The following is a 24,991-nucleotide window of genomic DNA, read 5'->3' as shown; positions in this document are numbered from 1 at the left end:
TGCTATCACAGTGACGGCTTGCAACCTCTGATATCCTCATGATACCTTGATCGTAAACGTTTGAAAAGACAGGCCCCCTTAAGGGGACCTGGATTTCCGTTTTCATTGCCAAAAAATGAGGGAATCCTTACAATATAGAAGTTAATCCTTACAGACAAGATAGATGTCCACAGATTGCTAACAAATACACAGCTTTATTGGGGATAATGTGAATAACTTTGTGTATAAAAATAAAGTTATCCACAAATATGTCCACATCATGTTAACAAACGAATGAGTGTTCGTTGAACACTGGGTATAACCCACGTGTTTTGGGCTGTATTGAAGGGAGATCATAAAATGGAATCAAATATAGCGTCTACCACGCTTGTGGATAATGAGCAGCATGAATACTGGATGCAGGCAGCGATTCACGAGGCTCGGAAAGCCGAGGAGCTCGGAGAAGTGCCTATTGGCGCCGTCGTTGTCCACAACGGCAAAATCATCGGCCGAGGTTACAATCTGCGCGAAACGACATACGATGCGACGGCCCACGCGGAGATGGTTGCGATCCGCGAGGCCAGCAGACATCTCGGCGCTTGGCGATTGCTGGACTGCCGCCTGTATGTAACGCTTGAGCCGTGTCCGATGTGCGCCGGAGCAATCGTTCAATCGCGGGTGCCGCACCTCGTTTATGGGACTCGAGATCCGAAGGCCGGCTGCGCAGGCACCTTGATGAACCTGCTTCAAGAGCCGCGGTTTAATCACCGGGCCCAGGTCACGGAAGGCGTTATGCAGGAAGAATGCGCCGCGCTTCTGACCCAGTTTTTTCGCCGCTTGCGGGGAAAGTAATCCCTCTTGTCAGGAACAATACAAAAACCCGGCCATGACGGCCGGGTTTTTTCTGTTCATGGATAATGTGATTAATAAGCGCCCAATTCGCTCATGGATTCCTCAAATTGCTCCATCGTGATGACATCAGCGTCTTTTGGAATACCGATCTTGAATTCTTGCTTCTTATTGATGTTGAGGTATTGCGTGCTGCCCTTGATAGCGACTTTTACGCTTTCGCTTGTTTCAGGCTCATTGAATTCAACATTCAATGCTACGTCCTGATACGCAGGGAAGTCATTCTTATCGATTGCGGTGTTGATGCTAAATGTGTTGATCTTCAGGTATTTCTTCATTTCTTCCAGGCCTGCTTTGAAATCTTCCTGGTTCAATGCGGACAGCTCAGTCTTAGCGGAGTCGATATCTTCTTGAGTAAGTCCCAGCATTTCGCGGTATTCTTCTTTACCTGCGATGTCGACAACTTTCGGAGCAACCTTGTTTACCAAGATTTCCAGTGCTTCATTTACGTTGTCATTCGTTACGAAGAATTGCACCACTTGCTTCGCGTCTACGCCTTCAGGAAGACCTGCGTCCTTGGCGTTGATTTCTTTGAAGTACTTCGCTTGATCATATTCGCTTAGCAATGCTTCAAGCACTTCGTTCGCGAACTTCTGAGTCTTCTCCGTATCCATTGTTTCTGGGCTGAACGTTTCGCCGGATTGCTCGGCAAGTTCTTTCAGGTCCATCTTCAGGTATTTGCCGACAACATCTTCAGGCAGTGGAAGCATCGGGATGCTTGGTACTTTGATGTAGATGGTGTCTTGGGTCATAACCATGTCAATGTTGAAAGACATCGCCATGTCACCCTTCAGGTTGATGCCCATCTTCATTTCCATTTGCTGCGGATCCGCTTGATACATGCCGTCCATCGTGATTTCGGCATTTTTCAACATGGTCATCGCTTGCGTTACGCTTGGATCCCCTGCAACTTCCGGTATGTTGATTTGCAGATCTTCAAGGACAACTTTGCTTTTCATCTCGTACGACGTCATCTGCATAGCGTTCTTGGCAGCTGCCGTCATAGCGGCTTTAGGCTCTTCCTTCTTCGCGCAGCCAGACATAACCACTGTCACTGTGAGCAGCAGTGTCAGCAAAATGGCTACCAACTTCTTGTTCATTAAACTTTCTCTCCCCTCTAATGCTTAAAAAAAAAATAAAAAATAACAGACCTTTTAATCATATACCATTTCGACGAAATGAGAAACACTTTATGGAATATTTGCTGAAATTTTATTTCCTTTCTTTTTCCAGGAATCTTTAATTTAAACTTCTTAACTTTCCTGTAATGTTCGGGGCCCCGTAATATTACACTTGCCTTCTAATACGAGACGATGACTGAAATAGTTTCAACAAAAAAAGAACCTCCTGTCGAAATTATACAGGAAGTTCTAATCTCTTCATGTTTATAACGCCTAGAGAGAAGGCTGGCAGCAGGTCAGCCCTCCGGGTTAAAGTGCCCGTCCTGCTTGCGGATCTTGGCTTTGTGCGAGCCCGACAGGGGCTCTTGACCGCCTCTGTCACGGTCATCGCGTCGTTGCGGTGTCTCCTGGGCTTCCGGTACAGGAATCGCTTTCGGCTTGCTCATTGTGCAGTCCTCCGTTTCTTGGAATCGGAACCATACCAAAGGCATTACTTCATGTCCCTATTGATGCGTAATCTGCTGCAGCGCTTGCGCGCATTCATGGATATGCCGGGTGTAATCGCCGATCATGCCCTGGACATTCTCATTGCGTTCATCGGTCGTTGCGCCATCCCGCTCCACATCGATCAGGTCCACCTTTACTTCTCTTGTGTCCACGTACGTGCATTGGAAATCGAACGAATACTCCTGGCGTCCAGCCGCACCGATATGAATGCGGATGGCATTGGGATCTCCCTCGTCGGGAGCCACCTCCGCACGGTCACCGGGCTTGAGGATCGTCGGCAGCCTCTCCTGCCATGCGTTAACAAGCGTACCCTGATCTACATTCAGTTCTGAGTTCATCATCACACCTCCCCTTCTCTATAAATTGCGAAAGTGGGTGAACTTTTATGCACCCTCTAAAGCCCTGTGAAGACACACCAACCAGCCCATGCATGCTGGCTTCGTTTATTCAATCGGTAACCCTTAGATTAAAAAGGAGACCTATTGTGCAGCAACCGTTTATTATAGAAGGAAATAAATGAGCACCCGAACGCCCGCCCCTGGAAAGAATCGATTTCCGCTTTAGAAAAAATGCTATGCAAAAAGCCCGTTTCCAATAAGGAAACGGGCCTGTCATTATTATGTATGGCGGAGAGGATGGGATTCGAACCCATGTGGAGTTGCCCCCTAACGGTTTTCAAGACCGCCCCGTTATGACCGCTTCGGTACCTCTCCATGTGGTATAACAATTGCACCAAAATGAATCACGTGCACCATTCATTATACCACAACTCAAATGATTTAATCAAGCTAATTATTTCGGTGCAATCACGCTGATATTGCCCATGTATGGACGAAGCACATCCGGGATGACAACCGAGCCGTCAGCCTGTTGATAATTCTCCAGGATTGCCGCAACGGTACGTCCCACCGCAAGTCCCGACCCATTCAGGGTGTGGACAAATTCCGGCTTCGCTTTCGGCTCCGGACGGAAACGGATATTCGCCCGGCGTGCCTGGAAATCACCGATATTCGAGCATGAGGAGATTTCACGGTATACGCCGCTCTCCGGCAGCCATACCTCAAGATCATAGGTTTTCATCGAGCCAAAGCCCATATCGCCGGTGCATAACTCCATCACGCGGTAAGGAAGATTAAGGAGCTGCAGAACACGCTCGGCATCCGCCGTCATCTTCTCGAGCTCGTCAAAGGATGTGTCGGGATGCACAATCTTCACCATTTCAACCTTGTTGAACTGATGCTGGCGAATCAGCCCGCGCGTATCCCGCCCGGCTGCGCCGGCCTCGGAACGGAAGCAAGAGCTGTAGGCTACATAATATTTCGGCAAATCTTCAGCATTCAAGATTTCCTCACGATGGTAGTTCGTGACTGGAACCTCGGCCGTCGGAATCAGATAATAGTCCGTATCGCTGATCTTGAACAGATCCTCTTCGAATTTCGGAAGCTGACCGGTTCCGTACAGGCTGTCCCGGTTGACGATATAAGGAGGCAGCATTTCCTCATAGCCGTGTTTGTCGCTGTGCAGATCCATCATGAAGCTGATCAAGGCGCGTTCAAGGCGCGCACCAAGCCCTTTGTAGAAGGTAAATCTGGAGCCCGTAACTTTGGCACCTGCTTCAAAGTCAAGGATATTCAAGTTTTGGGCAAGCTCCCAATGCGCTTTCGGCTCAAAATCAAATGCAGCAGGCTCCGACCAACGGCGAACCTCCACATTGTCTTCTTCCGAGGCGCCTACCGGCACACTCTCATGCGGAATATTCGGAATCGCAAGCGTAAGCTCCGCTATGTTTGCTTCAACTTCGCGCACCTCTTCGTCCATCGCCTTGATCTTATCCGAGACTTCGCGCATCTCCAGGATCAGCTCATCTGCATTCTCACGGTTCTTCTTCAGACGAGCGACTTCAGCCGACACGGTGTTGCGGCGATTCTTCAAGCTCTCGCTTTCCTGCAGCAACTCCCGGCGGCGGGCGTCAAGCTTCGGAAAATCCGCAATCAAATCAAGCGACTTGCCGCGATTCTTAAGCGATTGTTCTACACGACTAAACTCGCTGCGCAATATTTTTACGTCTAACACGGGAAACCCTCCTAAAGTAAAACATCCATCGGTGTATCGTAACAGCTCTAGGCCCGGTACTCCAGGCTGGCAAGCTGCAAACTCTCATATACGTTACAATCTTAGTTTATTTCAGCGAAAAAGACAAACTTGACCCTTAGCAATGCCTAAAGAGTCAAGATGTCTTCTGTCTGATCCTATGCCTATGTTTGGTTTAGCCTTGACGGTCTGCCTGTTCCCGGACCATTTCAATAAAATATGCATGGAGCCGGTAATCATCGGTCAGCTCCGGATGATAGGAAGCTGCCAGCAGATGACCTTGTCTTGCCGTCACGATCTCATCGTTGTACGTAGAGAGAACTTCAACCCCTTCTCCTACTTCCAGGATGAGCGGCGCCCGGATAAACACGGCACGCACCGGTTCATCGATTCCCACGACCTTCAGGTCTGTCTCGAAGCTTTCTCGCTGACGGCCGAATGCATTGCGCGCCACCGTGATATCCATGAGCTTCAGATGCGCTTCCTCATCGCCCTGGATCCGCTCTGCCAGCACAATCAGGCCGGCGCATGTACCGAAGATCGGCTTCCCCTGCGAGGAGAAGCTGCGGATCGCATCCATGAAATCATATTTACGCATAAGCTTGCCGATGGTGGTGCTCTCGCCGCCAGGAATAATCAAGCCGTCGATATCACCAAGCTGCTCCACTCGTTTAACCGGAATCGCTTCGGCACCTGCCCGTTCAATACTCCGAATATGTTCTGCAACGGCACCCTGAAGTGCCAGTACGCCAATCTTCAATATTACCCCTTCTCTCTTACCAGCCGCGATCCTGCATACGTTCAGCAGCCGTAAGCTTGGAAATCTCGATGCCTTTCATCGGTGTACCAAGGTTCTTCGAAACTTCGGCAATCAGCTTGTAATCATCGTAGTGCGTTGTCGCTTCAACGATTGCACGGGCGAACTTCTCTGGATTCTCGGATTTGAAAATACCGGAGCCTACAAATACGCCGTCTGCACCGAGATGCATCATAAGCGCAGCATCTGCAGGTGTTGCAACACCGCCAGCCGCGAAGTTCACGACAGGAAGCTTGCCAGTCTCATGAACACCCTTCAAGAGATCATAAGAGACGCCCAGGTTCTTCGCTTCGGCATACAACTCGTCCTTCGACATATTCTGTACCTTACGGATTTGGCTGTTGATCAGGCGCATATGACGTACCGCCTCAACGATGTTGCCGGTTCCCGGCTCACCCTTCGTACGGATCATCGAAGCGCCCTCTCCGATTCGGCGCAGCGCTTCACCGATATCCTTCGCGCCGCATACGAACGGAACCGTAAAGTCCCATTTATCGATGTGGTATACCTCATCAGCCGGCGTCAGCACTTCACTCTCATCAAGATAATCGACGCCCAGCGATTCAAGCACTTTCGCTTCCACATAGTGACCGATACGGGCTTTCGCCATAACGGGAATGGAAACAACCTTCATCACTTCTTCAATAATGGTCGGGTCTGCCATACGAGCCACGCCTCCGGCAGCACGAATGTCGGAAGGTACGCGCTCCAGCGCCATGACTGCCGTTGCGCCGGCAGCTTCAGCGATTTTCGCCTGCTCCGCGTTCATGACGTCCATGATGACGCCGCCCTTTTGCATTTCTGCCATACCTCTTTTTACAGTAGATGTTCCTGTTTCCATATCCCCTAGCCTCCCGAATATATGTTTAGATCTTACCACCTGAAATGAAGATCTCAGGTGGTATCGTACATGTGAATCTTGTAGAAATTTGTAATGAATCTAACTTGATATTTTAACGCAAGGTTATGAAATACACAACCCATTTACTCGGAATTTATAAGGCTTTTGCGGATTAGAACAAATTTTTGATCGAATCGAACAAATCCGCGAAGAATTCGCCAATCGCACGCAGGAACAGCTTGAACCAGCCCGCCTTTTCCGTTTCTTCGGCTGTAACCAGATTCAGCGTATCGCTCTGGGTGCTGGCCATGCCCTCGATCTTGTAATTATACGTAACCGTCCCGACCTTCGTATTCTTTGCTACAGGAGCATTTACAGAAGTGGAATCGAGCTTCGCTTCGAATTGAATATTGTTGCCATTGGAGCCTTTAGGCACCACGAACGTCAGGGCACGATCGGTCACGAGCTTTGCTTCTTTACCTTTGCCCTTCTTCACCTGCACCTTGTCAAAACCTTCAACAGTCGCCCCCGCAGGCTGAACCTCTTTCACTTCAAAGTTGTTGAAGCCATAGTCCAGAACCTTACGAGTCTCTACAAAACGGGCAGGCTCGGACTTCGTCCCCATTACGACACTAATGAGGCGCATACCATTCCGTTCGGCCGTACCGGCAAAGCAATAGCCAGCAGCACTGGTATGCCCTGTCTTTAACCCATCTAATCCTTCGTATGCATACGACTTGAAGTTCGTAATGTTCTTGTTCGCTTCCAGCATCCAGTTATAGTTAATGATTGGTTTATCATCGCGTTTGCGGAATTTGTAATTTTGGAGCGCCGTAAACTCAGCAAAATCCGGATGGTCCTCCACGATGTACTTCGCCAGTATGGCAACGTCCATGGCCGACATTACGGTTTCTTTATCTTCTTTGGGACGGAACTTCTCCGGCATATCTGCTCGGCTCAGACCGGTAGAATTAATAAAGAAGGCCGTCTTAAGCCCCATCTTCTTGGCCGTGTCGTTCATCATCTTCACAAAAGCTTCTTCCGAACCGGCTACACGCTCGGCCAAAGCAACGGTTGCATCGTTCGCAGAGCCAACAGCCATCGCTATGTAAAGTTCTTTAACCGTATGTTGATCGCCTTCGGCAAGAAATATACGTGAACCTTCGGTCTTGGCGGCATTCTCCCCAACGGTGACTACTTCGTCCCAAGAGAGCTTTCCTTGCTTCACTTGCTCAGCTACGATATACTCGGTCATCATCTTTGTCATGCTGGCCGGCGGCAATGCCTCGTCCGCATTAATCGATAACAACACCTGACCGGTAGACGGTTCAATGAGTACCGCTGATTCCACTTCAAGTCCGAGCTGATTAGCTGAAGGAACTCGATCAACCTTGGAATTCTTCGTGTCCGCGGTCGCTTCCCCTGTTTTCGCTTTATCGGTGGTCTCCGCCGTAGCAAGTGTGGTTGGCGCAGCCAGCGAGACGGCCGGTGCAGCCGAGAAGCACAGTATATTAAACAGCATCAAGGATGCCAGCGTACGTTGTATGCGGTACCGTTTGTTTCTTTTAATCGACTTCTCTATCAATGGAAATACTCCCCTCTACTACTCAATAAGTCATAAGTTTAAGTCATTAACTTGTTCTATTCTATCACAGGAGAGATATCAAAAAAAGACAAGCCGGAGCGATTCCGCCCGGCTTGTCCAGGAAATAAATAACATTGTGTGCATATGCTGATTATATTGATCAGATTTGATTACAAGGAGTAGTTCGGTGCTTCCTTCGTAATCTGAATATCATGCGGATGGCTTTCCCGAAGTCCGGCACCCGTAATGCGGATAAACTGCGTATCATTGCGCAGCTCCTCAAGGTTTTGCGTACCGCAGTAGCCCATCCCTGAGCGCAATCCGCCGATCAGCTGATGAATCGTATCCGCCAGTGGCCCTTTATAAGCCACGCGGCCTTCAATGCCTTCCGGCACCAATTTCTTGTCGTCATCCTGGAAGTAACGGTCTTTACTTCCTTGCTTCATTGCAGCCAGAGATCCCATGCCGCGGTAAGCCTTAAATCGGCGGCCTTGGTAAATTTCCGATTCGCCCGGGCTTTCTTCCGTACCGGCAAACATGCTGCCCAGCATGACTGCATGCGCTCCAGCAGCGATCGCCTTCGTAATTTCGCCGGAATATTTAATGCCGCCGTCCGCGATAATTGGAATGCCATATTCCTTAGCAACCGTAGCACAGTCGTAGATCGCCGTAATCTGCGGTACGCCAATACCTGCAATGACACGGGTCGTGCAGATCGAGCCTGGTCCGATCCCGACTTTGACGACTGAGGCTCCGGCTTCGATCAAATCTCTCGTGCCTTCACCAGTCGCAACGTTACCTGCAATGATGGTAAGATCCGGATACAGCTCGCGCAGCTTCCGTACCGAGTCGACGATGTTGATATGGTGTCCATGCGCGGAATCGACGGTGATGACGTCTACGCCTGCTTTTACAAGCGCTTCCGCTCGCTCAAAGGTATCCTTGGAGATCCCTATGGCCGCGCCCACCAACAAGCGTCCTTGAGCGTCTTTCGCAGCGTTAGGGAACTGGATGGCCTTCTCGATATCTTTAATCGTAATTAGCCCTTTTAGCACGTTATTTTCGTCCACCAAAGGCAGCTTCTCGATCTTATGCTTCTGCAAAATCGTTTCTGCATCCTGAAGCGTCGTTCCAACAGGTGCAGTCACAAGGTTCTCGCTGGTCATCACGTCACGAATGACCGTGTTATAGTCATGCACAAAACGAAGATCCCGGTTCGTCAAAATCCCGATCAGTTTATTATCCTTATCCACGATCGGAACGCCGGAAATGCGGAATTTCCCCATCAGCTTCTCGGCATCGGCTACAAGATTATCTGCATGCAGGGAGAATGGGTTCGTAATAACGCCGCTTTCGGAGCGCTTGACCCGATCCACTTCCTCGGCTTGCTGTTCAACGGACATATTTTTATGAATAATGCCGATTCCGCCTTCTCTCGCGATAGCAATCGCCAGAGGAGCCTCCGTTACGGTATCCATTCCCGCACTGATCAGGGGAATGTTCAGCTTCACATGCTCGCTCAATCGAGTGGTAACATCCACTTCCTTTGGAAGCACCTCGGATTTTCTAGGAACCAACAATACATCGTCAAAAGTGAAGCCTTCCTTGCTAAACTTATCTTCCCACACCTGGGTAATTCCTCCTTTTTGTCGTCATCCTGCGGACTTTTAATGACTGTCAGTGCTGGACCGGACGGCATTTTCAAGTATTTTCAGAAAATATATTATTGCCATCTTAGCAAAGGGCCCATGGGCTGTCAAGGATTGAATTGCCCCATATCTAAAAGACGATTGGCATCCACCCACGGCGTCAGATTGTCTTTACACAGTGGACAAATCATCAATAATCTTCTATTACATGGTTTCCTTACCCTGATCTTCCCCTTCCCTTTTGAATAGCCAAAAGTGTAAGATGTAACATTCCTTGATGGGCTTCATGCTGACATAGTATCACCTAAGATCATACAGACTAAACAGCTGATCATTTCTGCGATCTTCATAGTACCTGCTTGAAGGCAGCCTTTATGACTGATCGGTTAACGGACCCTGCTCCTCGGCGTATCAAATCACGATATATTTAAGCTTTTTGCATACACGTAAGCCTTTATTATGCCATTGTGTATTAGCCATCGCTGTTGTGCATGAGTCATTAACCCATATCCCTTCAATCCTTACGCTACTTGAGCGTATAATATATACCCAAGAATATATACAAAAAAAGCCGTCATCGATTGTTCGATAACGGCCTTTATGGTTGTTCGCTTGGCGGCGTCCTACTCTCCCGGGACCCTTCGGTCCAAGTACCATCGGCGCTGGAAGGCTTAACGGTCGTGTTCGGTATGGGAACGCGTGGAACCCTTCCGCCATCGCCACCAAACGTGATTTTTGCGCTGCACTTTGCTTCAATGATTGCTCATCAGCAAAATATCAAACCTTAGAAAAGGCATGCAGCTTCAAAATCGTTTCAAGATTTTTTGAACCTTGAAAACTAGATACGAAACGTCTTTGCGTTGTTTAGAATCCGTAGCATTTCCCCAATGTTGGATCGGGGTCCCCGAAAAGTATTCGGCATCCGCTTCAAAGCTTCGCTTCACTTTTTGGGGTGTTGTTTAGGATAAGCCCTCGACCGATTAGTATTGGTCAGCTCCATGCATTGCTGCACTTCCACCTCCAACCTATCTACCTCGTCGTCTTCAAGGGGTCTTACGAATTGGGAAATCTCATCTTGAGGGGGGCTTCACGCTTAGATGCTTTCAGCGCTTATCCCGTCCGTACGTAGCTACCCAGCCATGCTCCTGGCGGAACAACTGGTGCACCAGCGGTACGTCCATCCCGGTCCTCTCGTACTAAGGACAGCTCCTCTCAAATTTCCTACGCCCACGACAGATAGGGACCGAACTGTCTCACGACGTTCTGAACCCAGCTCGCGTACCGCTTTAATGGGCGAACAGCCCAACCCTTGGGACCTACTTCAGCCCCAGGATGCGATGAGCCGACATCGAGGTGCCAAACCTCCCCGTCGATGTGGACTCTTGGGGGAGATAAGCCTGTTATCCCCAGGGTAGCTTTTATCCGTTGAGCGATGGCCCTTCCATGCGGTACCACCGGATCACTAAGCCCGACTTTCGTCCCTGCTCGACTTGTAGGTCTCGCAGTCAAGCTCCCTTATGCCTTTGCACTCTTCGAATGATTTCCAACCATTCTGAGGGAACCTTGGGGCGCCTCCGTTACTCTTTAGGAGGCGACCGCCCCAGTCAAACTGCCCGCCTGACACTGTCCCCGTACCGGATCACGGTACCAGGTTAGAACCTAGATACGATCAGGGTGGTATCCCAACGTCGCCTCCACACAAGCTGGCGCTCATGCTTCTTAGGCTCCCACCTATCCTGTACAGATCGTACCCAAATCCAATATCAAGCTGCAGTAAAGCTCCATGGGGTCTTTCCGTCTTGTCGCGGGTAACCTGCATCTTCACAGGTATTAAAATTTCACCGGATCTCTCGTTGAGACAGCGCCCAAGTCGTTACGCCATTCGTGCGGGTCAGAATTTACCTGACAAGGAATTTCGCTACCTTAGGACCGTTATAGTTACGGCCGCCGTTTACTGGGGCTTCGGTTCACAGCTTCGGATTGCTCCTAACCGCTCCCCTTAACCTTCCAGCACCGGGCAGGCGTCAGCCCGTATACTTCGCCTTGCGGCTTCGCACAGACCTGTGTTTTTGCTAAACAGTCGCTTGGGCCTTTTCACTGCGGCCCCCTCGGGCTATTCACCCTACCGAGGCACCCCTTCTCCCGAAGTTACGGGGTCATTTTGCCGAGTTCCTTAACGAGAGTTCTTCCGCGCGCCTTAGAATTCTCTTCTCGCCTACCTGTGTCGGTTTGCGGTACGGGCACCTTCACCTGACTAGAGGCTTTTCTTGGCAGTGTGAGATCATGACCTTCGCTACTGTAATTTTCACTCCCCATCACAGCCCAGCCTTACGATGTGCGGATTTGCCTACACATCAGCCTCACTGCTTGGACGGACATCCATCAGTCCGCGTCACTACCCTCCTGCGTCACCCCATCGTTCATAACGGTTTACGGTGGTACAGGAATTTCAACCTGTTGTCCTTCGACTACGCCTTTCGGCCTCGCCTTAGGTCCCGACTTACCCTGAGCGGACGAGCCTTCCTCAGGAAACCTTGGGCTTTCGGCGGATCAGATTCTCACTGATCTTTTCGTTACTCATACCGGCATTCTCACTTGTGTACTCTCCAGCGCTCCTTACGGTACACCTTCAACGCATACACAACGCTCCCCTACCCCTGATGCAAGCATCAAGCCATAGCTTCGGTGGTGTGTTTAGCCCCGTTACATTTTCGGCGCAGAGTCACTCGACCAGTGAGCTATTACGCACTCTTTAAATGGTGGCTGCTTCTAAGCCAACATCCTGGTTGTCTGTGCAACTCCACATCCTTTCCCACTTAACACACACTTGGGGACCTTAGCTGATGGTCTGGGCTGTTTCCCTTTTGACAATGGATCTTAGCACTCACTGTCTGACTCCCGGATATAAGTCTATGGCATTCGGAGTTTGACTGAGCTTGGTAACCCTTGCGGGCCCCGCACCCAATCAGTGCTCTACCTCCACGACTCTAATTTCCGAGGCTAGCCCTAAAGCTATTTCGGGGAGAACCAGCTATCTCCGAGTTCGATTGGAATTTCTCCGCTACCCCCACCTCATCCCCGCACTTTTCAACGTACGTGGGTTCGGGCCTCCAGTGCGTGTTACCGCACCTTCACCCTGGACAGGGGTAGATCACACGGTTTCGGGTCTACGTCCACATACTCAGTCGCCCTATTCAGACTCGCTTTCGCTGCGGCTACGGCTTCTCGCCTTAACCTTGCATGGGAACGTAACTCGCCGGTTCATTCTACAAAAGGCACGCCATCACCCCTATAATGGGCTCTGACTTCTTGTAAGCACACGGTTTCAGGTTCTATTTCACTCCCCTTCCGGGGTGCTTTTCACCTTTCCCTCACGGTACTGCTTCACTATCGGTCGCTAGGGAGTATTTAGCCTTAGCAGATGGTCCTGCTGGATTCATACGGGGTTTCACGTGCCCCGCACTACTCGGGATCCGTCTCGGAGGGTTCACATTTTCGATTACAGGGCTTTTACCTTCTATGGCCGGCCTTTCCAGACCTGTTCGTCTAATCTAAACCTTTGTAACTCCATGTGAGACGTCCCACAACCCCAGAGAGCAAGCTCTCTGGTTTAGGCTGTTCCGCGTTCGCTCGCCGCTACTGACGGAATCACTCTTGTTTTCTCTTCCTCCAGGTACTTAGATGTTTCAGTTCCCTGGGTATGCCTCTAGCTGCCCTATGTATTCAGGCAGAAGTGACTGGCTATTACACCAGCCGGGTTTCCCCATTCGGACATCCCCGGATCGAAGCTTGCTTACAGCTCCCCGAGGCAGTATCGTTGTTCGCCACGTCCTTCATCGGCTCCTAGCGCCTAGGCATCCTCCGTGTGCTCTTAGTAGCTTAACCATGTCGCTCCAGCTTCGTGCCATGTGCTCTGTTGTTCGCTTGTTTCCTGATTGGATAAAACCACTCAATGGTGAAACAAGCTTCCAAAGGATCACCTGTCACGAATCTTTCGCTCTAACGCTACTCTTTCACTTCTTGGTCAATCACTTGACACAAGTCGTTAGAGAAGGATATTTCTAAAACGCAAATTCGTTTCGTTATCTAGTTTTCAAGGATCAAATGAGAGGTTGAACTCTCAAAACTGACCAACGAGTGAGCAACAGGCCTAAACCTGATTTGGTTCTTTGCTTTCGCAAAGGAATCGGCGACTTTACAGTCAGCCTTATTTGTACCGCTTCGCTACGGAAGCGAGGTACTCCATAGAAAGGAGGTGATCCAGCCGCACCTTCCGATACGGCTACCTTGTTACGACTTCACCCCAATCATCTACCCCACCTTCGGCGGCTGGCTCCCTTGCGGGTTACCCCACCGACTTCGGGTGTTGTAAACTCTCGTGGTGTGACGGGCGGTGTGTACAAGACCCGGGAACGTATTCACCGCGGCATGCTGATCCGCGATTACTAGCAATTCCGACTTCATGCAGGCGAGTTGCAGCCTGCAATCCGAACTGAGACTGGCTTTTTAGGATTGGCTCCACCTCGCGGCTTCGCTTCCCGTTGTACCAGCCATTGTAGTACGTGTGTAGCCCAAGTCATAAGGGGCATGATGATTTGACGTCATCCCCACCTTCCTCCGGTTTGTCACCGGCAGTCACCTTAGAGTGCCCACCCGAAGTGCTGGCAACTAAGATCAAGGGTTGCGCTCGTTGCGGGACTTAACCCAACATCTCACGACACGAGCTGACGACAACCATGCACCACCTGTCTCCTCTGTCCCGAAGGCCGCCTCTATCTCTAGAGGATTCAGAGGGATGTCAAGACTTGGTAAGGTTCTTCGCGTTGCTTCGAATTAAACCACATACTCCACTGCTTGTGCGGGTCCCCGTCAATTCCTTTGAGTTTCAGTCTTGCGACCGTACTCCCCAGGCGGAATGCTTAATGTGTTAACTTCGGCACCAAGGGTATCGAAACCCCTAACACCTAGCATTCATCGTTTACGGCGTGGACTACCAGGGTATCTAATCCTGTTCGCTCCCCACGCTTTCGCGCCTCAGCGTCAGTTACAGCCCAGAGAGTCGCCTTCGCCACTGGTGTTCCTCCACATATCTACGCATTTCACCGCTACACGTGGAATTCCACTCTCCTCTTCTGCACTCAAGTTCCCCAGTTTCCAGTGCGTCCCGAAGTTGAGCCTCGGGTTTAAACACCAGACTTAAAGAACCGCCTGCGCGCGCTTTACGCCCAATAATTCCGGACAACGCTTGCCCCCTACGTATTACCGCGGCTGCTGGCACGTAGTTAGCCGGGGCTTTCTTCTCAGGTACCGTCACTCTCATAGCAGTTACTCTATGAGACGTTCTTCCCTGGCAACAGAGCTTTACGATCCGAAAACCTTCATCACTCACGCGGCGTTGCTCCGTCAGGCTTTCGCCCATTGCGGAAGATTCCCTACTGCTGCCTCCCGTAGGAGTCTGGGCCGTGTCTCAGTCCCAGTGTGGCCGTTCACCCTCTCAGGTCGGCTACGCATCGTCGCCTTGGTGAGCCGTTACCTCACCAACTAGCTAATGCGCCGCAGGCCCATCCTCAAGTGACAGATTGCTCCGCCTTTCATAACTCTGCCATGCAGCAGATTTAATTATCCGGTATTAACTACCGTTTCCGGTAGTTATCCCAGTCTTGAGGGCAGGTTGCCTACGTGTTACTCACCCGTCCGCCGCTAAGCATCAGGAGTGCAAGCACTCCATCAGCTCCGCTCGACTTGCATGTATTAGGCACGCCGCCAGCGTTCGTCCTGAGCCAGGATCAAACTCTCCAATAAGGATTTTTCGAGTGAATACCTTCCTGGATTACTCCAAGAAAATATCCAACCGATGAGTTTGTAGCTCATTACAAAAACTGACGAGAATTTGTTCAATTCTCTATTGTAACTCCCCGCCGAAGCGGTTCGTTTTTACTCACTCGTTGTTCAGTTTTCAAAGATCAACCTTTTCGTTCGTTACCAGCAGCCTCTCTCGCTAGCAACTTTTATATCTTATCATACTCTTTCGATTAATGCAAGCTTTTTTTGAATTTCTTTTTTCAATCCATTCTCTTTAGCTTGTTCAATCCGGTGTGCTTACCGGCTGTTTTCTTGGCCGGAAATATAATATACCATGGGATTTAGAATTGTGCAACCCTTAATTACAATATTGCCTTGTGGTAAAATCATCCTCGTCATTTGTAATGAATGATCATTAAATCATCCATAGGCCGCCGCCGTATATCCGTCCCTAACCGATTAACGATTGCAGGTTCCTCTCCGTACGAGCTTCACGCCTCTCCTATTGCTCGATCCATTTTGCGGAAAGATTCTACTTAAATGCATGAAGGAGACTACCTTCGTTTAATGATACAGCCACATAAACAAGGAACAATGGAAAGAAGTCATAAAAAAAGCAGCCAGCTACCAAGCCGACTGCCTTTGAAATCTCATCGTAAGAACATCTTCAACTACTCACGATTACGCATATGCGGGAAGAGCAGTACATCGCGGATGGACGGTGAATCGGTCAGCAGCATGATCAAACGATCGATACCGATGCCGAGTCCGCCTGTCGGCGGCATGCCATACTCCAGTGCACGCAGGAAATCCTCATCCATCTCGTGCGCTTCATCGTTCCCCTGCTCCTTCTCTTTCAGCTGCGCTTCAAAGCGCTGGCGCTGATCGATCGGATCATTCAGCTCGGAGAATGCATTGGCATGCTCGCGGGCTACGATAAACAGCTCGAAGCGGTCCGTAAAGCGCGGATCGGCGTCATTCTTTTTCGCCAGCGGCGAAATCTCAACCGGATGACCGGTAACGAAAGTCGGTTGAATCAACGTCTCCTCGACGAACTGCTCGAAGAACGCATTCAGAATATGGCCAAAGGTCATATGCGGCTCAACCGGCACTTTATGTTCTTTTGCCAGGCGGTGGGCTTCCTCATTCGTCATCTGAACGCCGAAATCAACCCCGACAACTTCCTTAACCGCATCCACCATGGATACGCGGCGCCATTGCGGCTTCAAGTTGACTTCATGCCCTTGATAATTGATGACCTGCGTGCCCAGTACTTCCTGGGCAATGTGAGCGATCATGTTTTCGGTCAGGGCCATAATATCCTTGTAATCGGCATATGCTTCATACAGCTCAATCATGGTGAACTCCGGATTATGACGGGTCGAGATCCCTTCATTCCGGTACACGCGGCCGATCTCGTATACTTTCTCCAATCCGCCCACGATCAGACGCTTAAGATGAAGCTCAATCGCAATACGCATGTACAGCTCCATATCGAGCGCATTATGATGCGTAATAAACGGACGGGCGGCAGCTCCCCCCGCGATCGAATGCAGGGTCGGCGTTTCCACCTCAAGATATCCTAACGAATCGAGGTAACGGCGCATCGACTGAATTATGCGGGAACGGGTAATGAAGGTCTTCTGAACGTCCGGATTGATGATCAGGTCGACGTAACGCTGACGGTAACGAAGTTCCACATCCTTCAAACCATGGAACTTCTCAGGGAGCGGATACAGTGATTTTGAAAGAACCTCAATCTCCATCACTTTCACGGTTAACTCACCGGTCTTCGTCTTAAAGAGAACACCCTTCACGCCGATGATGTCCCCAAGATCGAGAATGCTGAACGCTTCGTACTGTGCCTCGGCAACCGTATCCTGACGAACATAAATCTGAATTCGACCGCTCAAATCCTGGATATGGGCGAAAGAAGCCTTACCCATGCCGCGCTTGGCCATAATCCGGCCGGCCAGATTCACTTCCACCTGCTTCTCATCGAGCTCTTCCTTGGAAAGTGCGTCATACGCCTTCACGATATCGCCGGCATGATGCTCTCTTTCGTATTTTCCCCCGAACGGGTCGATGCCAAGCTTCCGAAGCTCGTCCAATTTATTGCGTCGAATCTGCAGAAGCTCACTTAGCTCCTGCTCCTGTTCCTGGTTATTGATTTCTTCCGTCATTGTCGCTCATCTCCTTCATTTCACTTCCATACATAGTCCCGTCACCAACAAATAACAGCATCACACAGCGCCGTCCGAGCTCTTCGTTCGTGACTACATCTTCCTGCAGGGGTGCATATTCGCCAAGGACTTAAAGGTATGGCTTGCCCATTTCGCAGCATCACACGATTAAGTCCTATACACAGCTATCTAATTTAAAAAAGCCCCCCGAAGGAAGCTTTCGCAATCACATTCCGACTTACTTCTTAATATCTACAATTTTATATTGAATAACGCCCGCTGGAACGTTAACATCAACAACCGAGCCTTTGGCCTTGCCGATGATCGCTTTGCCGACAGGGCTTTCGTTGGAAATCTTATTGTTAAGCGGATCGGATTCTGCCGTACCCACTATCGTGTATTCCATCTTGTCGCCAAACTCCAGATCTTCAACGATAACGGTATTGCCGACACTGACGATATCGGTGTTAATGTCATCGTGGTTGATGATACGCGCATTGCGGAGCATCTTCTCCAGCGTAATGATTCGTCCTTCGATAAAGGCCTGCTCGTTCTTGGCGTCTTCATATTCGGAGTTTTCACTAATATCGCCATAGCCGATGGCAACCTTGATCCGCTCTGCCACTTCGCGGCGTTTCACAGATTTTAGATTTTCAAGTTCGTCCTCCAGCTTCTTCAGACCGTCCTGTGTAAGAATGACTTCTTTATCGCTCATTAACCGATTCTCCTGTCATGTAAATAATTTATACCACGGTATCACCATACTATATGCGAATTCTTGGGGATCAGAACCTCCCCGTGATGCAAGCTTCTTTCTTGGAATTTATACTGAAAGATTATATGGTAACCATTTCAAAAAGTCAATGTGCGCCAAGGCTGTCAGCGGTGATATATACGGCACACCGTTAACAGCCTTTTTAGCGTATCATTATCCAACCGCTGCAACTGTTTGAGGATACGCACTAGCGGTCGTCTCCCCTTGATCCTCGAGTGAATCCACGAAGCTGTTCAGGATGTTGACCATTTCATCCCGTTTCGTTTCTTCCATAATGGTATCCTTGATCCGGGCAGATCCCTTGAGACCCTTGAGGTACCAAGCAAGATGCTTCCGCATCTCTTTGACCGCTACCTGCTCACCCCGAAGGGCAATCAACCGGTCCATATGCAAAATAGCAATGCGAATCTTCTCCTGCGGCGTCGGATCCGGAAGAAGCTCGCCTGTCTTCAGATATTCCACGGTGCGGTACAGCATCCAAGGATTACCCAGCGCACCGCGGCCGATCATGACCCCGTCGCAGCCGGTCGTATCCAGCATCCGCTTGGCGTCCTCGGGCGTGACAACGTCTCCGTTGCCGATGACCGGAATCGACACAGCTTCCTTCACCTGCCGAATAATGTTCCAATCGGCATGTCCGGTATACAGCTGCTCCCGCGTACGTCCGTGGACGCTGACGGCCTGGCCGCCCGCGCGCTCTACCGCCTGCGCATTTTCAACCGCAAAGATATGCTCGCTGTCCCAGCCGGTACGCATTTTCACCGTAACCGGTTTGTTCACGGCATCCACCACGGCGGCCACCATTTCGTAAATTTTATTCGAATCCAGCAGCCAGCGGGCGCCGGCATCCATTTTCGTCACTTTAGGTGCCGGACAGCCCATATTGATATCAATGATATCGGCATTGGTCTGCTGGTCGACAACTTTTGCAGCCTCGACGAGAGAATCGCGGTCGCCGCCGAAAATCTGAAGGCTGAGCGGCTTCTCCCGTTCGTCGACAAACAGCATCTCCTGCGTGCGTTTATTCCCATGCACAATTGCTTTGCCGCTAACCATCTCCGCACAGACCAAGCCTGTGCCGAATTCCTTGGCGATCAGCCGGAATGCCGGGTTGCACACGCCCGCCATCGGGGCGAGAACAACCTGGTTCTTCATCTCGATGTCTCCGATTTTCAACATGTTATGTCCCTCCTTTTTACTTCAAATATATATCGCTGAATGATCCCCTCTCTGACTAGAAAGTGAATCCGTAATTCTCAAACTCATTCATCATACCCATTTCCGTCACGCCCGTCCAGTTCATGAAAGGATGGCAGGATGTCCAATGCGCCTTGCTCCCTAGGTTACGGTATAGTGATTAGCAAGCTGCACGCAGTTCATACCCTGACGACATGCAGTAGACTTAGAAATTCCCGAAAGAGATTTCGAAATCGAGGTTGTTCGGTTTGCAGGTGATCCATGGATCTCCATTTTCCGGAGCCACGGCTTCGACATAACATGCATGGCGAGCGGGGCATCAGCCTCTTGCCTTCAGCTCCTGCAGCGAAATTCCAAGTACCTCGGCAATCCTCGCAAGGATCTGCTCCTCGGCCTTGCGATTACCCCGCTCAACGGCCCCCAGCACGGCCAGCGAAATGCCCGTGCGCTCGGCCAGTTCCTGCTGCGTCAAACCCTTTAATTTTCGGAAAGCGCGGATACGCTGCGCCAGCTGCTTGTTTTCCAAAGCTGTATTCCTTCCTTTCCTTCCAGTTTCGCAAGAGCTGTCTGCACCACCCGGTACAAGCCGGAAGGCTCATCCTCAAATACGATATCGGAAAGCGGCCTAAGAACAAACGAACGCTCCTGCATGCGGGGATGCGGGAGCATCAGCTCCGGCGTATCCAGGCGGCGTCCCTCCATCCACAGCAAATCCAGATCAACCGTCCGCGGTCCCCAATGAATATGACGGACACGGCCGAGTTCCTTCTCTATCCGCTGCATTTCGGCAAGAAGCGCGTGCGGACTCAAGGATGTCGACACAACCGCCGCCATGTTGAGGAACATTGGCTGATCAATATAACCTACAGGCTCGGTCTCGTATAGATTGGAGACTCGCAGCACCTGAATGCCGGGCGTGTCATCCAAACGTTCGAGGGCCTCCATCAGGTTCCCTTCACGGTCCCCCAAATTGGCCCCTAAAGCAATATAAGCCTCTGAGCACTCAGAGGTGGCGTGTGAATTCATGATCGTCTCACTTTCTGGTCCGATGGAGCTCGATGGTAACACCTTCGAAATGAATATCAAAAGGAGGGTGCGGCTTCGTTAATCGGACCGTTAAAGCATCGATAATAGTATAAGTGTCCAGTACTTTAGTTGCAATATGCTCCGCTAAAGCTTCAATTAATTGAAAGGACTCCTGCCGCATGATGCCTTGAAGGAGCTCATGAATCTCGGCATAATTTACCGTTAATGTCAGATCGTCGGCAGCCGCAGCCTTGCTGAGATCCAGCTCAAGCTCCAGATCGACGTAAAAACGCTGGCCAAGCTTGCGCTCTTCCTCAAACACACCATGATAACCGTAGTATTCCATCCGGCTCAATATCATTTTATCCATTCTCTAGCTCCGCCCTTCCATCCAATCTGATAAAAAAATCACATCCGGCGCAGTTCCGGCGAGGCATATACCATCGCATCACACATCTTCGCCGTGCGTTTCATATGCAGCACGTCATGCACCCGAACGATCTGGCAGCCTTGCGCGATGCCGTAAGCCAGCGTAGCCGCTGTTCCTTCCAGCACATCTTGGGCAGGCGCATTGAGCGTCGTCTGAATGAACCGTTTGCGCGATGTTGCCAGGAGCACCGGAAACCCAAGCTCAACCAGCTTGTCCAGCGATGCCATCACCTGCAGGTTCTCCATATAATCCTTCGCAAACCCGATTCCCGGGTCCAGCAAAATATGTTCATCCTTCACCCCGGCCGCTCGAGCAATTTCGACACTTTCCATCAAATCCCGTTTCACGTCTTCCACGAGGTCGGTATAATCCCGGTTCCGGCGGTTATGCATCAGGATAACCGGGCAGCCGAGCTCCGCCGCTGTTCTCGCCATGTCCGGATCCTCTTTGAACCCCCATATATCGTTGATAATATGAGCGCCGGCTTGGATCGCCTGGCGGGCTACCTCGGCCTTATACGTATCGACCGACAACGGAATATGGGGGGCATGCCGGTGGATCGCTTCCACAACCGGAATAACCCGGGCGAGCTCCTCATCTACTCCGACCGGCTCATGACCCGGGCGGGTCGATTCCCCCCCGATATCAATCAGATCGGCTCCGTCCTCGATCAGCTGCATCGCATGCGCGAGCGCCCGCTCCGTATCATTATACCGGCCGCCGTCAGAGAACGAATCCGGCGTTACATTCAATATCCCCATGATCAGCGTCGATTGTCCCAGCTTTAGGACTGCTTCTTCGCTAAGTCGGTATTCCCGTTCATATATCGTGGTTTTCATTGGTGCAACCCTGCTTTCTCTCGATAGGCTCCGAGCAAAGTCCGGGTGATCGGACCGGCTGTTCCTGCTCCAACGACCTGACGATCATCGTCTATGCCAATCAATGTCGTTACCGGTACAATCTCCTGAACGGAGCCAGTCGTAAATATTTCGTCCGCTTCCAGCAGATCACGCCAGCGGTAGCGCCCCTCCTCGGTTCGAATCCCGGCTTCCGCTGCCAGCTCCAGCACAACTGCCCGCGTAATGCCGGGGAGAATGCCTGTCCCGAGGTCAGGCGTATACAGCCGTCCCTGCTTCACGAAAAACACGTTGCTGACGATTCCCTCCGCCAGCTCGCCGGCAGCTGTTAGCAGCAAGCCTTCAGCCGGTCCTTCCGAATGGGTCGGGTAACGGTCGAGCTCCCGCTTCGCGAGTATATTATTCATATAATGCAAGGATTTCATCCGGACCGGCGACTCCGGCGTATTTCGGGGAAGAGAAAGGAGCCGCAGCGCCCGTCCCTTCTCGTATAAAGATCCATTCGTCCCAGGCAGTGCTTTGGCAAACAAGATTTGCGCCGGTTTGACATAATTGCCGGACGGCAGCCCCAGAGGAGCCTCGCCGGCCGTTATCGTATAACGGATATAGGCATCCGCCAGCCCGTTCGCGTTCATTAGGTCCGTGATCCAGGCACGGATGGACTCCAGATCCGCCTGATATTCGATGCCCATCCATGCACAGCTCTCAGCGAGACGGTTCAGATGCCGCTCCAGCAGGAACGGCTGGCCGTTATAGGTGCGAAACGTCTCAAACGCGCCCATCCCGTATAACAATCCGTGGTCCAACACAGACACTTCAGCCCGGGCAGCTTCGACAATGCCGCCGTTCAAGCCGACAAATTTCATGCCTTGGCACCTGCGGTCCGCTTCAGGAAATTCCGGAGCATTTGATGGCCATGATCCGTAATGATCGATTCCGGATGGAACTGCACGCCTTCCACCGGGTACTGTTTATGGGCAAGCCCCATAATTTCGCCTTCTTCGGTCCAAGCGGTAATCTCCAGCTCGTCCGGGAGGCTTTCCTTCTCAACGATCAGCGAATGATAACGCGTCGCCGTGAACGGATTTGGCAGCCCCTCAAAGACGGAACGGCCCTCATGATGGATCGGCGAGGTCTTGCCGTGCATGAGCCGCTCGGCCCGGACGACCTTGCCGCCGAAGGCCTGGCCGATGGCCTGATGCCCCAGGCAAACGCCGAAGATCGGGATAACGCCTTTGAAATGGGATATGACTTCCAAGCTGACGCCTGCTTCGTTAGGTGTGCACGGACCCGGGGAGATCAGAATATGATCCGGCGCCAGCGCTTCAATGCCGGCAATATCGATCTCATCGTTCCGGAATACCTTAACTTCCTCACCGAGCTCACCCAAATACTGAACCAGGTTGTACGTAAATGAATCATAATTGTCGATCACAAGTATCATACGTTTATCCCCCTATATCCGCAGCTACGGCTGCAGCTTCTTCTTCACTGCACATCAAGGCTGCAATCAAAGCCTTTGCCTTGTTATGGCACTCCCTGTACTCCCGATAAGGATCCGAATCGATCACGATGCCGGCCCCCGTCTGAATGTAGCCGATCCCACCCTTCACCGCAAGGGTTCGGATAATAATATTCAGCTCCATATCCCCGTTATAGTCAATCCAGCCCATCGAACCGGTGTAGGGCCCTCTCGTAACCGGCTCCAGCTCCTCAATGATTTCCATCGTCCGGATTTTGGGTGCGCCCGTTATCGTGCCTCCAGGAAATACGGCGGCAATGACGTCATACGCCTTGCTGCCCTCCGCTAGCCGTCCCTCGACCTGCGATACGAGATGCATGACATGCGAATACCGCTCCACCGTCATCAGCTCCGGGACATGAACGGTGCCGTAAGCTGCAATCCGGCCAATATCATTGCGCTCCAGATCAACAAGCATGATATGCTCCGCGCGTTCCTTCTCGCTGCCGAGAAGCTCAGCCTCCATCGCCGCATCCTCTTCTGGATTGCCCCCGCGGCGCCGGGTTCCTGCAATCGGACGGGCCGATACGATATCGCCGTCCACCTTCACCAGCAGCTCCGGCGATCCGCTGGCCAGACTGAATCCCGGCGACGTCAGGTAACCCATGTAAGGGGACGGATTCAAGATCCGCATCCATTCATAGACCTCTGCCGGATCCCCGTGGAGCTTCAGATGCCGCCTGAGGGACAGATTAACCTGAAACACGTCCCCTTGCCTTATATACTCCTGGATGGCCAGCACTGCCTGCTGAAACGCATCCTGCGAGAAATCAATCTCGAGCCGGTCCCAGCCTTCCACATGAGGTCCTGACAGCTGCCCGGCCCTTTCCACACGCTTGCGTCGCTGCCTTGAATCCTCGGACTCGCCCTCGCCTCCGGCTTCCAAAGGTTGGCCGAACAAGTCGTTCCATGCAGCCAGCATACGCTCTGCCTTTGCCTCGGCTTCGGCGTACCGCTGTCGTAGCGAAAGCTCCTGCTCCGGTGATAGACCGGAAGCCTGATTCTTCCCCGAAGCGGACTTATCGCTTAAACCAGATTGATCCTCTTGCCGTTTGTGGCCATCCCACGGAACATGGATCGAGCAGTAGATCGAATCATCCTTATGGTCGTAGATCCAAATCTCATTCATCTGCATCCATAAATAATCGGGGAAGCCGGGCTCGTCCTTGGCCAAGGCCGGCAGCTGTTCGATGGAGCGGATGACGTCATAGCTGAGAAAGCCCGCGCAGCCTCCGCGAAAATCCGGCCACCCCTGAATCCGCGGCGCACGAAAGGAATGCATCCAATTCTCCAGCAGATGCAGCGGTTTACCCGCAACCTTTTGCCGTTCTCCGGTAGACAGCGTAAGGATCTCTCCCTCATCTCCCTTGCCCTGCAGGATGGACGCCGGTTGCAGGCCAAGATACGTATAACGTCCGCCCTTGCCGCTCTCGAATACGAAAGCATAGGGAGAAGCCGATCTCCAAGCCTGCTTCCATGATGGAGGAAGTCCTCTGGAACTTCCTTTATATTGAACCAGATAGGGAAGTACGGACCAGCCCTCCGCAGCCCACGCAAGCCAATGGGCCAAATCCAATCTTCTCTTCATGCCGATCCTCCCTTATAGTATTGAACGCATAAACCCTTACTGTTGCCTGTCAGTATACTGTATCCCGCCTCGCTTGAAAACCCTAAAAACATGCTTGGCCAACAATATTTTT

General features: G+C 51.3%; 19 protein-coding genes, 1 tRNA gene and 3 rRNA genes. 1 reads left to right on the top strand and 22 read right to left on the bottom strand.

Annotation, left to right across the window (positions count from 1 at the left end; genetic code table 11):
• The first annotated feature begins 339 nt into the window (after positions 1-339).
• Positions 340-831 carry a tRNA adenosine(34) deaminase TadA gene (gene tadA / locus NST08_RS00450; RefSeq protein ID WP_341341333.1) on the top strand — a complete coding sequence of 164 codons (492 nt, stop codon included), beginning with the start codon at positions 340-342 and terminating at the stop codon, positions 829-831.
• Positions 832-902: 71 nt separating this feature from the next.
• On the opposite strand, the gene NST08_RS00445 is transcribed toward tadA, so the two are convergent.
• The 22 genes from NST08_RS00445 to NST08_RS00340 all read right to left on the bottom strand — a co-directional run bounded on the left by NST08_RS00445 (position 903) and on the right by NST08_RS00340 (position 24,879).
• A complete protein-coding gene (locus NST08_RS00445; protein WP_007133233.1) occupies positions 903-1,988 on the bottom strand; it encodes a hypothetical protein in 1,086 nt (361 codons plus the stop codon).
• A gap of 317 nt (positions 1,989-2,305) precedes the next feature.
• Positions 2,306-2,455 carry a hypothetical protein gene (locus tag NST08_RS00440; protein ID WP_007133232.1) on the bottom strand — a complete coding sequence of 50 codons (150 nt, stop codon included), beginning with the start codon at positions 2,453-2,455 and terminating at the stop codon, positions 2,306-2,308.
• A 57-nt stretch (positions 2,456-2,512) separates the two neighbouring features.
• Positions 2,513-2,854, bottom strand: a complete 342-nt coding sequence (locus NST08_RS00435) for a hypothetical protein (protein ID WP_341342600.1) — start codon at positions 2,852-2,854, stop codon at positions 2,513-2,515.
• 286 nt (positions 2,855-3,140) lie between these two features.
• Positions 3,141-3,229 (bottom strand) — tRNA-Ser (locus NST08_RS00430).
• 79 nt (positions 3,230-3,308) lie between these two features.
• Complete coding sequence (gene serS / locus NST08_RS00425; RefSeq protein ID WP_007133230.1) at positions 3,309-4,589, bottom strand: serine--tRNA ligase; 1,281 nt, start codon at positions 4,587-4,589, stop codon at positions 3,309-3,311.
• Positions 4,590-4,782: 193 nt separating this feature from the next.
• Positions 4,783-5,367, bottom strand: coding sequence for a pyridoxal 5'-phosphate synthase glutaminase subunit PdxT (gene pdxT, locus NST08_RS00420; protein WP_007133229.1), 585 nt, complete (start codon positions 5,365-5,367; stop codon positions 4,783-4,785).
• A 16-nt stretch (positions 5,368-5,383) separates the two neighbouring features.
• The gene (pdxS, locus tag NST08_RS00415; protein WP_007133228.1) at positions 5,384-6,265 is read right to left on the bottom strand and encodes a pyridoxal 5'-phosphate synthase lyase subunit PdxS; all 882 of its coding nucleotides are present in this window, start codon (positions 6,263-6,265) and stop codon (positions 5,384-5,386) included.
• A 172-nt stretch (positions 6,266-6,437) separates the two neighbouring features.
• The gene (locus NST08_RS00410) at positions 6,438-7,850 is read right to left on the bottom strand and encodes a D-alanyl-D-alanine carboxypeptidase family protein (RefSeq protein ID WP_341034641.1); all 1,413 of its coding nucleotides are present in this window, start codon (positions 7,848-7,850) and stop codon (positions 6,438-6,440) included.
• Positions 7,851-8,020: 170 nt separating this feature from the next.
• Positions 8,021-9,478, bottom strand: coding sequence for an IMP dehydrogenase (gene guaB / locus NST08_RS00405; protein WP_341034642.1), 1,458 nt, complete (start codon positions 9,476-9,478; stop codon positions 8,021-8,023).
• Positions 9,479-10,109: 631 nt separating this feature from the next.
• Positions 10,110-10,226: ribosomal RNA gene (rrf, locus tag NST08_RS00400) — 5S ribosomal RNA — on the bottom strand.
• 233 nt (positions 10,227-10,459) lie between these two features.
• Positions 10,460-13,384 (bottom strand): 23S ribosomal RNA (locus tag NST08_RS00395).
• A gap of 363 nt (positions 13,385-13,747) precedes the next feature.
• Positions 13,748-15,301: ribosomal RNA gene (locus tag NST08_RS00390) — 16S ribosomal RNA — on the bottom strand.
• Together the 16S, 23S and 5S rRNA genes form the textbook arrangement of a ribosomal RNA operon.
• Positions 15,302-15,972: 671 nt before the next feature.
• Positions 15,973-17,484: a lysine--tRNA ligase gene (gene lysS / locus NST08_RS00385; RefSeq protein WP_144871511.1), complete on the bottom strand. Its 1,512-nt coding sequence runs from the start codon at positions 17,482-17,484 to the stop codon at positions 15,973-15,975.
• A gap of 238 nt (positions 17,485-17,722) precedes the next feature.
• The gene (gene greA / locus NST08_RS00380) at positions 17,723-18,199 is read right to left on the bottom strand and encodes a transcription elongation factor GreA (protein ID WP_007132906.1); all 477 of its coding nucleotides are present in this window, start codon (positions 18,197-18,199) and stop codon (positions 17,723-17,725) included.
• A gap of 213 nt (positions 18,200-18,412) precedes the next feature.
• Entirely contained in the window at positions 18,413-19,438 is a 1,026-nt protein-coding gene (gene dusB / locus NST08_RS00375) for a tRNA dihydrouridine synthase DusB (protein ID WP_007132905.1), read from the bottom strand.
• A gap of 337 nt (positions 19,439-19,775) precedes the next feature.
• On the bottom strand, positions 19,776-19,982 hold the full coding sequence (locus tag NST08_RS00370; protein WP_251537895.1) for a helix-turn-helix domain-containing protein: 207 nt from the start codon (positions 19,980-19,982) through the stop codon (positions 19,776-19,778).
• Positions 19,934-20,482 carry a 2-amino-4-hydroxy-6-hydroxymethyldihydropteridine diphosphokinase gene (gene folK / locus NST08_RS00365; protein ID WP_251537904.1) on the bottom strand — a complete coding sequence of 183 codons (549 nt, stop codon included), beginning with the start codon at positions 20,480-20,482 and terminating at the stop codon, positions 19,934-19,936. Before folK ends, NST08_RS00370 begins: the two co-directional genes overlap by 49 nt.
• Before the next feature lie 7 nt (positions 20,483-20,489).
• Positions 20,490-20,852 carry a dihydroneopterin aldolase gene (folB, locus tag NST08_RS00360; protein ID WP_007132902.1) on the bottom strand — a complete coding sequence of 121 codons (363 nt, stop codon included), beginning with the start codon at positions 20,850-20,852 and terminating at the stop codon, positions 20,490-20,492.
• Between the two features lie 38 nt (positions 20,853-20,890).
• Complete coding sequence (gene folP, locus NST08_RS00355; protein WP_007132901.1) at positions 20,891-21,751, bottom strand: dihydropteroate synthase; 861 nt, start codon at positions 21,749-21,751, stop codon at positions 20,891-20,893.
• The gene (locus tag NST08_RS00350) at positions 21,748-22,635 is read right to left on the bottom strand and encodes an aminotransferase class IV (protein ID WP_144879015.1); all 888 of its coding nucleotides are present in this window, start codon (positions 22,633-22,635) and stop codon (positions 21,748-21,750) included. Before NST08_RS00350 ends, folP begins: the two co-directional genes overlap by 4 nt.
• A complete protein-coding gene (pabA, locus tag NST08_RS00345) occupies positions 22,632-23,213 on the bottom strand; it encodes an aminodeoxychorismate/anthranilate synthase component II (protein WP_007132899.1) in 582 nt (193 codons plus the stop codon). Before pabA ends, NST08_RS00350 begins: the two co-directional genes overlap by 4 nt.
• Positions 23,214-23,217: 4 nt before the next feature.
• Positions 23,218-24,879, bottom strand: a complete 1,662-nt coding sequence (locus NST08_RS00340) for an anthranilate synthase component I family protein (RefSeq protein ID WP_251537906.1) — start codon at positions 24,877-24,879, stop codon at positions 23,218-23,220.
• Between the last annotated feature and the right edge of the window lie 112 nt (positions 24,880-24,991).

The sequence above is a fragment of the Paenibacillus sp. FSL K6-1566 genome (assembly GCF_038050475.1).
Lineage (GTDB): Bacteria > Bacillota > Bacilli > Paenibacillales > Paenibacillaceae > Paenibacillus_AQ > Paenibacillus_AQ lactis.
This window is presented reverse-complemented; position numbering and strand designations above follow the sequence as displayed.